The 14,735-nt window shown below is 73.4% G+C and carries 11 protein-coding genes and 1 rRNA gene; 7 read left to right on the forward strand and 5 right to left on the reverse strand.

Annotated features, from left to right (window positions below):
* A 16S ribosomal RNA gene (locus EAH89_RS14490) occupies positions 1–118 on the reverse strand; the annotation flags it as partial.
* Between the two features lie 437 nt (positions 119–555).
* A complete protein-coding gene (locus EAH89_RS14495; RefSeq protein ID WP_241667025.1) occupies positions 556–2,958 on the reverse strand; it encodes a helicase-related protein in 2,403 nt (800 codons plus the stop codon).
* A 177-nt stretch (positions 2,959–3,135) separates the two neighbouring features.
* Between EAH89_RS14495 and EAH89_RS14500 the strand changes: the two genes are divergently transcribed.
* The 3 genes from EAH89_RS14500 (at position 3,136) to EAH89_RS14510 (ending at position 5,300) form a co-directional block, all read left to right on the forward strand.
* Positions 3,136–3,849 carry an endonuclease III domain-containing protein gene (locus tag EAH89_RS14500; RefSeq protein ID WP_140884353.1) on the forward strand — a complete coding sequence of 238 codons (714 nt, stop codon included), beginning with the start codon at positions 3,136–3,138 and terminating at the stop codon, positions 3,847–3,849.
* Positions 3,850–3,942: 93 nt separating this feature from the next.
* Positions 3,943–4,593, forward strand: a complete 651-nt coding sequence (locus tag EAH89_RS14505) for a DsbA family oxidoreductase (protein WP_140884356.1) — start codon at positions 3,943–3,945, stop codon at positions 4,591–4,593.
* Positions 4,590–5,300 (forward strand): DUF1194 domain-containing protein, encoded by a 711-nt coding sequence (locus EAH89_RS14510; protein ID WP_241667026.1) that lies wholly within the window; start codon positions 4,590–4,592, stop codon positions 5,298–5,300. Before EAH89_RS14505 ends, EAH89_RS14510 begins: the two co-directional genes overlap by 4 nt.
* Here the strand turns inward: EAH89_RS14510 and mfd are convergent.
* From mfd to EAH89_RS32615, 3 genes are read right to left on the reverse strand one after another with little or no spacing between them, the layout of a single operon-like run.
* Positions 5,297–8,782: a transcription-repair coupling factor gene (mfd, locus tag EAH89_RS14515; RefSeq protein WP_140884358.1), complete on the reverse strand. Its 3,486-nt coding sequence runs from the start codon at positions 8,780–8,782 to the stop codon at positions 5,297–5,299. The two genes, EAH89_RS14510 and mfd, sit on opposite strands and share 4 nt — an antisense overlap.
* Positions 8,783–9,088 (reverse strand): FAD assembly factor SdhE, encoded by a 306-nt coding sequence (locus EAH89_RS14520; protein WP_140884360.1) that lies wholly within the window; start codon positions 9,086–9,088, stop codon positions 8,783–8,785.
* Positions 9,085–9,381, reverse strand: coding sequence for a hypothetical protein (locus tag EAH89_RS32615; RefSeq protein WP_241667027.1), 297 nt, complete (start codon positions 9,379–9,381; stop codon positions 9,085–9,087). Before EAH89_RS32615 ends, EAH89_RS14520 begins: the two co-directional genes overlap by 4 nt.
* Before the next feature lie 186 nt (positions 9,382–9,567).
* Here EAH89_RS32615 and EAH89_RS14525 point away from each other — a divergent pair, with 186 nt between their 5' ends.
* From EAH89_RS14525 to EAH89_RS14540, 4 genes are all read left to right on the forward strand, one after another.
* A complete protein-coding gene (locus EAH89_RS14525) occupies positions 9,568–11,241 on the forward strand; it encodes an ATP-dependent DNA helicase RecG (RefSeq protein ID WP_241667028.1) in 1,674 nt (557 codons plus the stop codon).
* Between the two features lie 101 nt (positions 11,242–11,342).
* Complete coding sequence (locus EAH89_RS14530) at positions 11,343–12,080, forward strand: ABC transporter ATP-binding protein (RefSeq protein ID WP_140884365.1); 738 nt, start codon at positions 11,343–11,345, stop codon at positions 12,078–12,080.
* Positions 12,080–12,811 (forward strand): ABC transporter permease, encoded by a 732-nt coding sequence (locus tag EAH89_RS14535; RefSeq protein WP_140884367.1) that lies wholly within the window; start codon positions 12,080–12,082, stop codon positions 12,809–12,811. Before EAH89_RS14530 ends, EAH89_RS14535 begins: the two co-directional genes overlap by 1 nt.
* Before the next feature lie 2 nt (positions 12,812–12,813).
* On the forward strand, positions 12,814–14,730 hold the full coding sequence (locus EAH89_RS14540) for a GldG family protein (protein ID WP_241667029.1): 1,917 nt from the start codon (positions 12,814–12,816) through the stop codon (positions 14,728–14,730).
* The last annotated feature ends 5 nt before the right edge of the window (positions 14,731–14,735 follow it).

Here is a 14,735-nt window from a genome sequence, read left to right on the forward strand (position 1 = left end):
TGTTCCTACGCGTTACTCACCCGTCCGCCACTGACGATCCGAAAACCGCCCGTGCGACTTGCATGTGTTAAGCATGCCGCCAGCGTTCGCTCTGAGCCAGGATCAAACTCTCAAGTTCATCATGCCAATCACAGAGCAACCCAAAGGCCGCCCCATAACCAACACAACGCTCGATCAAGGCTCCGCTCACCACTCCCGATGACCCCATCGCCAACCCACCGTCATCGCCAAGGCGACAACCGGATCAGCTAAAAAGCCATCCATACTTCCAAAAGACCGATGCAATTTTGAAGGAACAAGGTTCAGCCCTAGCAGCAAACGACATCCCATCGCCGAAAAGGCGCCAGAACATCAAGCTGGGAGAGAGCAGAACCGGCGAATAAATGCCGAACAGACGCTCATCGCGCCTCGCTCGGCATCCTCTTCGGAAGCACCGGAGGGCTGGATAACCTCGCCGTCCGGTGAGAGCTATCTAATCCCGTCGGGCGGCGCGATCAACCCCAAAAATCGCGCTGCCCGCGAAACTTCCCTCGCCACCCCGGCTGGCCGCCCGGATCACGCCGCGTGCGCGGCTTTCCCGCGCCGCTGGAAGCGCAGCACCTCCTCGATCCAGCCGTCCAGGCGGTCCGTCTCCGCCTCGGCCGCCTCGGTCTCGCGGTAGGCCTCGGGGAAGCGAAGGGCGAGCCATCGCCAGGCCACCAGGCGCTTGTACACCTTCTCCGCCGTTTCCAGCACGGCACCGCCGGCCCGCTGGGGATTGGGAAGGTGTCCCGCGGCCGGGGGGCTGACCGGCCGGCCCGATCCGTGATCGACCGCCCAGCGCGTGAGCCGCGGGACCCCGCTGTCCCGCTCGTTGATCGGGCACATGGCGTAGGTCCAGCGGTCCAGGAGCGACAGCCCCGGCACCCCGTCGACCGCCGCGGCCACGGCCAGGGCCTGGGTCAGGTCCGCCAGCCGGTAGTTCGGGTCGTCCTTCCGCAGCACGGCCCGCTTGATCCGCGCGAGCACGCCGAAAAGGCTGTCCGAGCCGATCTCCTCGGCCACCGCCGCGATGATGTCGGCGTCGGGTTGCACCTGGGGCCGCGTCTCCGCCGGCGGCGCGGGCGGGGCGTTTAGCAGCCGGCGCACGAAGGACGGGTCCCCGGCCCCGGCGAGCACGGCCACCACCCCCTCCTCGTGCTTGCCGAAGCGCCCGGCCCGCCCACCGATCTGCTTGACCTCCTGGGAGAGGAGGTCGCGCGACTGCTGCCCGTCGAACTTCCGGAGGCTCGAGAACACCACGCGCCGGATCGGCAGGTTCAGCCCCATCCCGATCGCGTCCGTCGCCACCAGCACCTCGGCGTCCCCCCGACGGAAGCGGGCGGCCTCGGCGAGCCGGACCTCCGGGCTCAGCGCGCCGTAGACCACCGCCACCCGACGCCCGCGGCGCATCAGCTCCTCCCGGAACTGCAGGACGTCCCGCCGGGAGAAGGCGACGAGCGCGTCGCCCGGCCCCAGTTCGCTCAGCTCCACCGTCTGCCGCGCGGCCACCAGCGGCGACTTCCGGGCCAGCGAGACCTCCTCGACGGGGTCGCCGCAGAGCGCCGCGATCCGCCGGACCATCGGCACGGCCTCGGGCGAGCCGAGGACGAAGACCTCGCGCGCCGGCGCCCCCATGATGGCCGCCGTCCAGGCCGCCCCGCGGTCCGGGTCCTGCAGCATCTGCGCCTCGTCGACGATCGCGACGTCCACGGGCTCGTGCAGCGGGCACATCTCCACCGTGGCGGCCAGGTGACGGCTTCCGGGCACGCGGATGCGCTCCTCCCCCGTGGTCAGGGAGGCGGCCACCCCGCGGTCGGCCAGCGCCTCCCGGAACTCGTGGGCGAGCAGCCGCAGCGGCGCCAGCGCCAGCCCGCTCTCCGCCTTCGCCAGCCGGTCGAGCGCCGTGTGGCTCTTGCCGCTGTTCGTGGGGCCGGTGACCAGCGTGATCCGCCGCTCCAGCGCCCGCGCCGTCGCGAAGTGGCCGGCGTAGCGGTCCAGCGCCGCGACGCGCGCGACCGCCGCGTTCGCCGCCCGCCCGCCATGCACGGCCGGATGCGCTGGACCCGCCGCCGGCCCGCGCCCGCGCGAGGCCCCCTCCCCGCGCCGGTCGCCAGGCGGCGCCTCCTGCTCCGCACTGCGCCAGGCCGGCACCTCCGCCCGCAGCGAGGCCACCACCTCCGGGTCGAACTGCCGCCGCTCCCCCTTGCCGCCGCGCCCCGAGGCGATCCGCCGGGCGACGGGCACGAGACCCGCGCTCACCCAGCGCTGCCCCTCCTTCGGCGAGCAGCCGAGCAGGCCCGGCAGGTCCTCGGCCTCGACCAGCCCGCGCTCCCACTCGCGGAGCCGGCGCACCTCCTCGCGGCGACGCTCGCGCGCCAGGCGACCGGCCTCGCTCACCTCCCGCCGGCGCTGCTCCTCGGCGCGCACCGAGGTGGTCCGCAGGCGCTCCGCCGCCTCGCGGTCGAGCCCCTGCGCCGCGCCGATCAGCCGGGCCAGCTCGCCCAGCCGCTCCGTCCGCAGCAGGCGCCCGCTGTCGGACAGGTCCGCGACCACCGCGGCAAGGGTCGCCTCGGGGCCCGTCCCCGCGTCCCGCAGGCGCGCCGAGACGACCCGGTCGGCGGCGGCGAGAAGCTCGCCCTCGCCCGCCTCGGGGTCCTCCACCGCCGCCGCGGCCGCCCGCGCGTCGGCCGGGGTCACCCAGAGCCGCCCGGCCTCCTTCGTCGTCTCCAGGATCCGCGCCGCCCAGCCGCGCCGCCGCACCTCGCAGAGCGCCTCGCGGACGACCTGCCCGTGCAGCGTGGGGTACCGGCCCAGCACCCGCAGCAGCGCCGGCCTCTCGCCCGGCGGCACCGCCAGACCGGTGGCCTCGATCGCCTCCTCCGCGCCGCGTGCCGAGCCCTCGTCCTGCCGATCCATCGTCCCGTCCATCGTCGTCATCGTCCAAGCCCGGACAGGAGGCGCCCTGCACCGGGACGCCTTCGCACCCCCGGCACGCGCCGGCAACAGATTGGGCCGCGCCCGGCCCCGTTCCAGCGCCCCGCCTCAGGTCCTCGTCTCAGGGCCCCGCGGGCGACCGGGCGGGCAGCCGACGCGCCGCCCCGGCGTTCTCCCGCGATGCCCAGCCCCTCCGCGACCGCCGCCCCCTCCCCCCGCCCGGCCGCGTCGCCCAAGCGGCCCTTCGACTACGACGAGGCCTTCCGCCGCCTCCGCGCCGCGCTCGTGGGGCACCCCAAGGCCGCCATGTTCGAGCTCCGGGACCGCGGGCACGGCTCGCCCTTCGAGCAGCTCGTCGCGAGCCTCATCTCCGCCCGGACGCGCGACGAGGTCACGACCCCCGTCTGCCTCCGCCTCTTCGCCGAGGCCCGCACGCCCGCCGCGATGGCGGCGCTCGACGAGCCCTGCCTCGCGCGGCTCCTCGACGGCGCCACCTTCCCGGAGCCGAAGGCCCGCGACATCCTCGCCCTCTCCCGCCGCATCCTGGAGGAGCACGGCGGCGAGGTGCCGGGCACGATGGAAGGGCTGACCGCCTTCCGCGGCGTCGGGCCGAAGATCGCGGCCCTCACCCTCGGCGTCGCCTTCGGGCGGGAGGCCATCGCGGTCGACATCCACGTCCACCGCATCGCCAACCGCTGGGGCATCATCGCCGCCTCCACCCCCGAGCGGAGCATGGCCGCCCTCGAGGCGGTGCTTCCCCGCCGCTACTGGATCGAGATCAACGAGCGGCTCGTCCCCTTCGGCAAGATCGTCTGCACGGGCGAGCGGCCGCGCTGCTCCGCCTGCCCCCTCCTCGACCTATGCCGGCAGGTGGGCGTCACGGCCTCGCGCTAGGCCCAGGGGCCCGCATAACAATCCGCGGCGCGCGGGCGGGGGAGCCCCCGAACCACCCTGGCCGGAAGCGCCCGCGCGGCGTTATCCTGCGGCGTGAACGCCCTTTCTCCCCTTCGCACCCGGCTGCCGATCGAGGTCGTCTTCGACCTCGTCTGCCCCTGGTGCTTTATCGGCACGCGACGCCTGCGCCGCGCCCTGCGCGCGCGGCCCGAGCTCGTGGCCGAGCTTCTCTGGCGGCCCTTCCTCCTCAACCCCGAGCAGCCGCCGGCCCGCGAGCCCTTCGCCCGGCGCCCCGCCAACGCCGACCGCGCTCGCCGCCTGCACGCGACGCTGACCGAGATGGGCCGGGCCGAGGGCGTGCCCTTCCGCTTCGACCTGATCCACCACACCCCGCCCTCGGTCGACGCGCACCGCTTGGTGCGCCTGGCCGCCCGGCGCGGCGCGGCGGAGGAGGTGGTGGACCGCCTCTTCGTCGCCCATTTCGCGGAGGGCGCCGACATCTCCGACCACGCGACCCTGGCCGGCATCGCCGCCGATTCCGGCCTCGAGCGCGCGGCCACCCGCCGCTTCCTCGCCGGCGAGCAGGAGGCGGAGGCCGTGCAGTCCGAGAACCTCCGCGCCCATCGCCTGGGCATCAACGGCGTGCCCTGCTTCGTCATCGCCGGGCGGCACGCCATCGCCGGCGCGCAGGAGCCCGAGGTGCTGCAGCGCCTGCTCGACGTCGCGCTGACGGAGGGCGTGTGACGAGGGGCGCGGGGCGCCGCGCCGCGCTGCTCCTCCTCCCCTCCGGCGCCGCCTTGGCGCAGCCCGCCCCGGCCTTCGCCGAGGTGGACCTCCTCCTCGTCCTCGCGATCGACGCCTCCGGCAGCATCGACGAGGACGAGTTCCGCCTCCAGCGCGAGGGCTGCGCCGAGGCAGTCACCCACCCCAGCGTCGTCTCCGCCATCGGCTCGGGCCGCCGCGCCTCCATCGGCGTGGCCCTGGTGGAATGGGGCTCGCCCGGCGGCGCCGCGACGGTGGTGGAGTGGCACCGGGTGGCCGGCAGGCCTTCCGCCCAGGCCTTCGCCCGCGCGGTCATCGGCGCGCCCCGCTCCCCCCAGTCCTGGAACGCGATCGGCGACGCCGTGGACCACGCCGCCGCCCTCATCGCCGCCGCCCCCTGGCCCGCGGCCGAGCGCGTCATCGACCTTTCCGGCGACGCCCCGGACATGCGGAGCCTCCGCCCCGTCGAGGAGGCGCGCCGCGCGGCCGCCGCCCAGGGCATCACCGTGAACGCGCTGGCCATCGAGGGCGGCCGCCCCGGCCTGACCCGCACCTACGAGGAGACGGTCATCGCCGGCGACGGCGCCTTCGTCATGACCGCCGAGGCCCGCGCCGACTTCGCCCGCGCGCTCCGGGCGAAGCTCCTCCGCGAGATCGCGGCCCGGCCGGGCGGCGCGCGCCCCGCCTAGGCCGCCTTCGCCTGGGTCGCGACCCGCAGCAGGGCCTGCAGGATCTCCCGCGCGACCCTCACCCGCTGCGCCAGCTCCATCTCCCGCACCACCGCCAGCTTGTGGTCGGGCCGGAGCTTCACGCCGCCCTTCTGGGTCGCGACCCAGGCGACGAGCCCGCCGGGATTGGCGAACTGGTTGCGGCGGAAGGAGAGCACGACGCCCTTCGGCCCCGCGTCCAGCTTCTCCACCCCGGCCTCGCGGCACATGCGCTTGATCGAGACGACCTGGAGAAGGTTCTCGACCTCCTCCGGGATGGGCCCGAAGCGGTCCGCCAGCTCCGCGGCCATCGCCTCCATCTCCGCCTCGCTGCCCAGCGACCCGATGCGGCGGTAGAGGCCGAGGCGGACCGGCAGGTCGCGGACGTAGTTCTCGGGGATGAGCACGGGCAGGCCGAGGTTGATGTTCGGCGTCCAGTCCCGGTCCGGCGCCTCCCCCTTCGCGCCCTTGCCCCGCTGGCGGTTGCGGATGTCCTGCACCGCGTCCTCCAGCATCTGCTGGTAGAGCTCGATGCCGACCTCCCGCACATGGCCGGACTGCTCGTCGCCGAGCAGGTTGCCGGCGCCGCGGATGTCGAGGTCGTGGGAGGCCAGGGTGAAGCCCGCGCCGAGGTTGTCCAGCGTCTGCATCACCTCCAGCCGCTTGGACGCCGCGGCGGAGAGCCGGTGCGACTGCGGCCAGGTGAGGTAGGCGTAGCCCCGCTGCTTCCCGCGCCCCACCCGCCCACGCAGCTGGTAGAGCCCGGCCAGCCCGAACATGTCGGCGCGGTGGATGATCAGCGTGTTCACCGCGGGCATGTCGAGCCCGCTCTCCACGATGTTGGTCGAGAGCAGCACGTCGTACTTCTGGTCGCCGAACTCGGTCATCACCCGCTCGAGCTCGGTCGGCGTGAGGCGCCCGTGGGCCTGGGCGATGCGCACCTCCGGCACGATCTCGGCAAGGCGCGTCGCGACCTTCGGCAGGTCCTCCAGCCGCGGCACCACGCAGAAGACCTGCCCGCCGCGGAAGCGCTCGCGCTGCACGGCTTCGCGGATCACGACGCTGTCCCAGGGCATGATGAAGGTGCGCACGGCCAGCCGGTCCACCGGCGGCGTCGCGATCACGCTCATCTCCCGCACGCCGGAAAGCGCGAGCTGGAGCGTGCGCGGGATCGGCGTCGCGGTCAGCGTCAGCACGTGGACGTCGGCCTTCAGCGCCTTCAGCCGCTCCTTGTGCGCCACGCCGAAGTGCTGCTCCTCGTCGACGATGACGAGGCCGAGGTCGGCGAACTCCACGCCCTTGGCGAGCACGGCGTGGGTGCCGACGACGATGTTGATGGAGCCGTCGCGCAGCCCCTCCTTCACCACCGCCATCTCCTTCGCCGTCACCATGCGGGAGAGCTGCGCGACCTTCACGGGCAGCCCCTCGAAGCGGGCGGAGAAGGTGCGGAAATGCTGGCGGGACAGCAGCGTGGTCGGCACCACCACCGCCACCTGCGCGCCAGTCATGGCCACGACGAAGGCGGCGCGGAGTGCGACCTCGGTCTTGCCGAAGCCGACGTCGCCGCAGATGAGGCGGTCCATCGGCTTGCCCGCCGAGAGGTCCTCCAGCACGTCCGAGATGGCGCGGAGCTGGTCGTCGGTCTCGGCGAAGGGGAAGCGGGCGCAGAACTCGTCCCAGGCGCCCTCGGGCGGGGTGGCCGTCACCCCTTCCTTCGTCTGCCGCTCCGCCGCCGTGCGGATGAGCTGCGCCGCCATGTCCTGGATGCGCGACTTCGCCTTCGCCTTCCGGTTCTGCCAGGAGGCGCCGCCGAGCTTGTCGAGCGCGACGCCGGCGGAGTCGCTGCCGAAGCGGGTCAGGACCTCGATGTTCTCGACGGGCAGGAACAGCTTGTCGCCGCCGTCGTAGAGCAGCCGCAGGCAGTCATGCGGCGCGCCGCCGGCGTCGAGCGTCTGCAGCCCGTCGTAGCGCCCGATCCCGTGGTCGGCGTGGACGACGAGGTCGCCCTGCTCGATCTCGGTCGCGTCCGCGATGAACTGGTCGGCGCGCTTGCGGCGGCGCGGCGGGCGCGCGATGCGGTCGCCCAGCAGGTCCTGCTCGCCGGTGACGGAGATGCCGGGCTCGCCGTCCGCGCCGGGGGCGCCGATGAAGCCGCGCTCCAGCCCCCAGACCGCGAGGCCGACCACGCCCGGCGGCAGGGCCTGGGTCGCGGCCCAGTTCTCCACCGGCTGGGTCGGCACGCGGTGCTCGCGCAGCAGGTTCGCCAGCCGGTCGCGGGAGCCCCGCGTCCAACCCGCTAGGATGGCCCGCCGCCCCTGCCCCGCCATGGCGCGGGCGTGGTCGTGGAAGGCGTCGAAGACGTTGCCGCCGGCCTGGCGCACCTCGGTGAAGACGCGCCCCTGGCGGCCGCCAGCGTCGATCCCCTCGCCGTCCTCCGGCTTGCCGAAGGGCGTGAAGCGCAGCAGCACGCCGCCCGAGAGCATCCGGTTCCAGCCGCGGCGGTCGAGGTAGAGGCGGCCGGGCGGCGCCGGGCGGTAGGGCACCTCGCCCTCGCGCGGCGGCAGGCGCCGGGCCTCGTAGTGGTCCTCGATCATCTCCAGCCGCGCCTCGAGCGAGGCCTCCGCCTGATGGTCGAGGCTGACCGAGGCCGCGCCGAGGTAGTCGAGCAGCGTCTCCATCGTCTCGTGGAAGAGCCCCGCCCAGTGCTCCATCCCCGGGTGCCGCTGCCCCGCGGAGACGCTGACGTAGAGGGGGTCGTCGCCGGCCGCCGGCCCGAAGAGGTCGCGGTAGCCCGAGCGGAAGCGCGTGATCGAATCGGGGTCGAGGAAGACCTCCCCCATCGGCCGCAGCCAGAGCTCGTCGATCGCCTCGGCGCTGCGCTGGGTGCCGGGGTCGAAGTGCCGGATGCTCTCGATCTCGTCGCCGAAGAGGTCGAGCCGCACCGGGTCGGGCTCGCCGGCCGGGTAGAGGTCGATGATGCCGCCGCGCACCGCATACTCGCCGGGCTCCATCACCGTGCCCGCGCGCCCGTAGCCGTTGGCTTCCAGGAAGGCGATCAGCTTGTCCGGGTCGGTCCGCCCGCCCTTCGCCAGCCGCATCGTGGCCCCCGCGAAGACCGCCCGCGGCGGCACCTTCTGGACGAGGGCGTTCACCGTGGTCAGCACGATCCGCGGGCGCTTGCCGGGCTCCATGAGCCGCGTCAGCGTCGCCACCCGCTCGGCCACGATCTCCGGATTCGGCGAGACGCGGTCGTAGGGGAGGCAGTCCCAGGCCGGGAAGCTCAGCACCTCCGACTCGGGCGCGAGGAAGGCCAGGGCGTCGGCCATGCGCTGCATCCGGGCGTCGTCCCGGCACACGTGCAGGACGCCCCCCGCCTCCTCCGCCCGCCGCCGGGCGACGAGGAGGCCGTCATACCCCTCCGGCGCGCCGTAGACTTCGAGTCCGCGGGTCTTGGTCGCCGCCATTCAGGATTTCCGCATCGACGCGGGAATGCCGGCGCCCGGAAGCGCGCTCGCGTCCATCAGCCGGGTCAGCATCGGGGATTGCAGCTCCGCCGGCACGGGCCGGCGCCCGGAGAGCCAGTCGGTGAGGTCGACATCCGGCAACTCCAGGATCTCCTCAATCTCGTCCAGCTCCTGCTCCGAGAAGGATTCGATCCGGTCCGACACGAAGCCCCCCACCAGCAGGTCTGTCTCCTTGGTGCCGCGATGGGCCGCCCGGAACAGCAAACGCCGGCGGCGCGGGGAGAGTTCGTTCGCTTCGTCACTCATTGCATGGCCCGTTCGGCATTCGTTCGTGCGGTGCCATATAACCCCCGCGCCAGATCATGCCAGACCATCCCGAACACCTCCTCCCCCTCCTCGCCCCGCTCGAGAGCCTCCCCGAGGCCGCCGGAAAGGCGCGCCAGCTCGCCGACGCCGCGGGGCCGCGGGTGCTGGACCTCCTCTTCCACCTCCCCGAGCGCTACGTGGACCGCAAGCGCGTTACCCGCCTGGCTGATGCGGCCGATGGCGACATCGCGACCGTCCCCCTGCTGGTCGAGGAAGTGAAAAGTCCGCGTCAAGCGGGGCAACCAATCATAGTACGCGGGATCAGCACCGACGTTCCTTTGGATCTCGTGTACTTCGGTATCAAAGGGGAGTATCTAACAAAGAAGAAACGACTCATTCCGCAGCTTTGCGAATTATTTCGTCCTGGACACTCTGTCGTTGTATCCGGCCGTGTGCGGAAGTACGGGTACCGCTGGCAGATGGACGCTCCTGAGTTCGCCAACCCACCACTGCCGATCCCAGACGTGCAGCCGATCTGGCCGCTGGTGAGAAGTCTTGCTTGGGGCGACGTGCAGAGGGCCATGACGGCCGCCCTCGCTTGCCTGCCTGCCACGGGGGAATGGCAGGACCCCACCCATCTCCGCCGCCGCCGTTGGCCGGGCTTCGCAGAGGCCTTGCACGCCCTTCAGGCCCCCTCCGCCCTTCCTGTCCGCGAGGCGACGGACCGGCTGGCCTATGACGAGCTCCTCGCCGGCCAACTCGCTATCGGCCTCGTCCGCCGCGCCGTGCTGGAACGCCCGGGCCGGTCGCTCCGAGGCGACGGCGCGCTGCGCGAGGCCGCCCTCGCCGCCTTCGGCCACGAGCCCACCCCCGCCCAGGCCGGCGCCTTGGCCGAGATCGACGCCGACCTCGCCGCGCCCCGCCGGATGCTCCGCCTGCTCCAGGGCGACGTCGGCAGCGGCAAGACGCTGGTGGCGCTGCTCGCCATGCTCCGCGCGGTGGAGGCGGGCGCCCAGGCCGCCCTCATGGCGCCGACGGAAATGCTCGCCCGCCAGCACCTCCGCACCTTCCAGCGCCTGGCCGGCGCCGCCGGGGTCGAGTGCGCGCTGCTGGCCGGCAGCGTGAAGGGCAAGGAGCGCAACCGCGTCCTCCGGCGACTCGCGGACGGTTCGCTCCCCCTCGTGGTGGGCACCCACGCCCTTTTCCAGGAAGGCGTGCAGTTCCGCGACCTCGCCCTCGTCGTCGTGGACGAGCAGCACCGCTTCGGCGTCGCCCAGCGGCTGATGCTGACGGAGAAGGGCACCGAGACGGACGTGCTGGTGATGACCGCGACCCCCATCCCCCGCACCCTCCTCCTCACGCAATGGGGGGAGATGGCGACCTCCCGGCTGGAGGGGCGCCCGGCCGGGCGCAAGCCCATCGTGACCCGCATCGTCAGCCGCGACCGGCGGGACGAGGTGCTGGCCGCCCTCCGCCGCGCCTTCGCCACGGGCAACCGCGCCTACTGGGTCGTCCGCGCCATCGAGGAGGGCGAGGCCCACGACAACGCCGCCGCCGAGACCACCTTCGCCCAGCTCAAGGAGGTCTTCGGCGAGACCGTCCGCCTCGCCCACGGCGCGCAGAGCCTCGACGTGCGCGAGGCCGCGCTGGGCGACTTCGCGGCCGGCCGGGCGCAGCTCCTCGTGGCCACCACGGTCGTCGAGGTCGGCGTGGACGTGCCGGAGGCGACCATCATGATCATCGAGCAGGCCGAGCGCTTCGGCCTCTCCGCGCTCCACCAGCTCCGCGGCCGCGTCGGGCGGGGCAGCGCGCAGTCCTTCTGCCTCCTCCTCCCCTCTTCCGAGCTCATGGAGGGCGAGAAGCGCCGCCTCGCCGTCATCCGCGACACCGAGGACGGCTTCGTCATCGCCGACGCGGACCTCGACTTCCGCGGCGGCGGCGACGCGCTCGGCACCCGCCAGGCCGGCCAGATCGGCCGCCGCATCGCCGACCCGCAGCGCCACGGCCCCCTTGTCCGCGTCGCCCACCAGGACGCGGAGATCCTTCTCCAGAAGGATCCGGACCTCGTGGCGACGCCGCGGGGCCGCGCCGCCCGCGCGCTGCTCGACCTCTTCGGCCACGACCAGACCCTGAAGCCGCTGGCCGCCGGGTAAAGCTCGGTAACGGCCGCTCACGACCTCTTGCGCGCCCCCTCGCCCCGCCGTAACCCGGCGCCGCGGGGGCGCCCGGCCCCCCGCCCTCTGGGGGAGCCGACGTGGACGCCGCGCCTATCGAGATCGACCGCCTCACCAAGCGCTTCGGCGCCTTCACCGCCGTGGACGCCATCTCCTTCACCGTCCGCGCCGGCGAGGTCCTCGGCTTCCTCGGCCCCAACGGCGCCGGCAAGTCCACCACGATGAAGATGCTGGCCGGCTTCGTGACGCCCACCGCCGGCACCGCCCGCATCATGGGCGAGGACGTGGTGGACCGGCCGGTCGCCGCCAAGCGCCACCTCGGCTTCCTGCCGGAGGGCGCGCCCACCTATCCCGAGATGACCGTGCAGGGCTTCCTCGCCTTCACCGCCCGCGCCCGCGGCTACCGCGGCACCGAGGCCGCCGACCGCGTCCACGACGCCATGCGCTCCACCAGCCTGGAGGAGGTCCGCCTCCAGCCCATCGAGACGCTCTCAAAAGGCTTCAAGCGCCGCGTCGGCCTGGCCCAGAGCCTGCTGCACGACCCGCCCGTGCTGGTGCTGGACGAGCCGACCGACGGCCTCGACCCCAACCAGAAGCACGAGGTCCGCAACCTCATCGCGCGCATGGCGCCGAGCAAGGCGATGATCATCTCCACCCATATCCTCGAAGAGGTCGGCGCCGTCTGCACGCGCGCCATCGTCATCGCCCGCGGGCGCGTGGTGGCCGACGCCACCCCCTACGAGCTCGCCTCCCGCGGGCGCGACCTCGACGCCGTCTTCCGCGACCTGACGCGGGGCCCGGCCGGGGAGGCCGCGTGATGGGCGGCACCCTCACCGTCGCGCGGCGGGAGCTCGGCTCCTACTTCGCCACCCCCGTCGCCTACGTCTTCATCGTCATTTTCCTCGTCATGTCGGGGGCGCTGACCTTCACCCTCGGCGGCTTCTTCGCCCGCTCCACGGCCGACCTGCAGCCCTTCTTCTCCTTCGTGCCCTGGCTCTTCCTCTTCCTCGTCCCCGCCATCACCATGCGCCTCTGGGCCGAGGAGCGACGGCTCGGCACGATCGAGCTGCTGCTGACCCTGCCCATCGCGCAGTGGCAGGCGGTGCTCGGCAAGTTCCTCGCGGCCTGGGCCTTCTGCGCCATCGCGCTCGCGCTGACCTTCCCGCTCGTCGTCACGGTCAACCTGCTCGGCGATCCCGACAACGGCGTCATCGCGGCGGGCTATCTCGGCTGCCTCATGGTCGCCGGCGCCTACCTCGCGATCGGCGCCGCCATCTCGGCGCTGACGAAGAACCAAGTGATCGCCTTCGTGCTCGCCGTCGCCGTCTGCTTCCTCTTCGCCGCCGCCGGCTCGCCCGTCGTCACCGAGTTCCTCAGCCGCAACACGCCGGTCCTCGCCGAGGTCGCCCGCGGCCTCTCCGTCACCGACCGCCTCGCCGGCTTCTCCCGCGGCGTCGTCTCGCTGCGCGACGTGATCTTCTTCGCCAGCTTCATCGGCGTCTGGCTCTTCGCCAACGCCATCGCCGTCGATCTCCGCAAGGCCGACTGACCGTGAGCGACACCACCCCGCCCAAGCCGCGCGCCCGCGGCGCCTGGATCTCCCTCGGCGCGCTCCTCGCGGCCGTCGCCCTGGCCGTCGGCGTCAACCTCCTCGCCGACCGCTTCCTCGCGCGCGCCCGCATCGACCTGACGGAACAGCGCCTCTACACCCTCTCGGACGGCACGCGCTCGGTCGTCGGCAACCTCCGCGACCCCGTCACGCTCCGCCTCTTCTACTCCCGCCGCCTCGGCGCGGCCGCGCCCCTCTTCGGCGCCTACGCCGACCGCGTGCGGGAGATGCTGCGGGAATACGCCCTTCTCTCGAACGGCAAGATCCGCCTCGAGGTCCTCGACCCCGAGCCCTTCTCCGAGACCGAGGACCGCGCCCTCGCCCTCGGCCTGCAGGGCGTGCCGCTCGATAACGCGGGGGAGCAGGTCTATTTCGGCGTTGCGGGCACGAACCTCCTCGACGACGAGCGCAGCATCGCCTTCCTCCAGCCCGACCGCGAGCGCTTCCTCGAGTACGACATCACGCGCCTCGTTTACGAGCTGTCGAACCCCGCGCGCCCGGTGCTCGGCGTCCTGTCCTCCCTGCCGCTGAACGGCGACCCCCGCGTGATGATGCGCGCGCCGGGCGGCGGGCAGCCCTTCCAGATCATCACGCAGCTCCGCCAGTTCTTCACCGTGAAGGACATCGCCGCCGATACCCAGGCCATCCCGGCCGACGTCCAGGTGCTGATGGTCGCCCACGCCCAGGACCTGCCGGAGGCGGCGCTCTACGCCATCGACCAGTTCGTGCTCCGCGGCGGGCGGCTGCTCGCCCTGACCGACCCGCACAGCGAGAGCCAGGCCGTCCGCCCGGCGGCCGGCGCGCGGCCGAACACCGCCTCCAGCCTCGACCGCCTTTTCGCGGCCTGGGGGATCGAGGCGCCCTCGGACAAGGTCGTGGTCGACCAGCGCGGCGCCTGGCGCGTGCGGGCCGGTCAGAGCGACCGCGCGGGCGCCGTGGACTACCTCGCCTGGTTCAGCGCCCAGGGCGACAGCCTCAGCCGGGCCGACGTCGCGACCGGCGAGCTCTCCCAGGTCACCTTCGCCAGCGCCGGCGTGGTCCGGAAGCGGGAGGGCACGGCGATCGAGCTCACGCCCCTCGTCACCTCCTCCGCCCAGTCCGCCCTCGTCGACGTCGCCCGCGTGCGCGAGCCCGACCCGACCCGCCTGTTGACGGAGTTCCGCCCCGACGGCGGCCGCCACGTCCTCCTCGCGCGCCTGCGCGGCACCCTCGCCACCGCCTTCCCCGAGGGGCCGCCCGCCCTGCCCGAGGGCACCGCGCGCGCCGCCGACCTCCCGGCGCACCGCGCCATCTCGGAGGGGCCCGTGAACCTCGTCGTCGCCAACGACGCGGACATCCTGGAGGACCGCTTCTGGGTCCGCACGCAGGACTTCTTCGGCCAGCAGGTCGCGACGCCCACGAGCGACAACGGTTCCCTCGTCACCAACCTCGTGGACACGCTGGCGGGCGGCGACAACCTCATCTCGCTTCGCTCGCGCGGCGAGAGCCTGCGCCCCTTCACCCGGGTGGACGCCATGCGGGCGGAGGCCGACGCCCGCTACCGCCAGACCGAGCGCGGCCTGACCGAGCGCCTGCAGGCCACGGAGCGGCGCCTGCGCGAGCTGCGCCAGGGCCCGGGCGGCGGCGCCCAGACCGTCATCACCCCCGAGCAGCGCGCCGAGATCGACGCCGCCCGCGCCGAGATCGTCCGCACCCGCCAGGAGCTGCGGGGCGTGCAGCGGGGCCTCCGCCAGGGCATCGAGAACCTCGAAACCTGGCTGCGGGTGATCAATATCGCCCTCGTCCCGGCCCTGATCACGGTCTTCGCCATCGGCCTCGCGGTGCTCCGCGGCCGGCGGCGCGCGGCGGCGCGGGGCTAGGCGCC

Source organism: Muricoccus nepalensis, from assembly GCF_006438825.1.
GTDB classification, from domain to species: Bacteria; Pseudomonadota; Alphaproteobacteria; order Acetobacterales; family Acetobacteraceae; genus Roseomonas; species Roseomonas nepalensis.

What these genes read in the sequence shown, in the direction of transcription:
- EAH89_RS14495 (WP_241667025.1), bottom strand. Translation starts at nt 2,958, where the DNA reads ATGACGACGATGGACGGGACGATGGATCGGCAGGACGAGGGCTCGGCA.
- EAH89_RS14500 (WP_140884353.1), top strand. Translation starts at nt 3,136, where the DNA reads ATGCCCAGCCCCTCCGCGACCGCCGCCCCCTCCCCCCGCCCGGCCGCG.
- mfd (WP_140884358.1), bottom strand. Translation starts at nt 8,782, where the DNA reads ATGGCGGCGACCAAGACCCGCGGACTCGAAGTCTACGGCGCGCCGGAG.
- EAH89_RS14520 (WP_140884360.1), bottom strand. Translation starts at nt 9,088, where the DNA reads ATGAGTGACGAAGCGAACGAACTCTCCCCGCGCCGCCGGCGTTTGCTG.
- EAH89_RS14525 (WP_241667028.1), top strand. Translation starts at nt 9,568, where the DNA reads ATGGACGCTCCTGAGTTCGCCAACCCACCACTGCCGATCCCAGACGTG.
- EAH89_RS14535 (WP_140884367.1), top strand. Translation starts at nt 12,080, where the DNA reads ATGGGCGGCACCCTCACCGTCGCGCGGCGGGAGCTCGGCTCCTACTTC.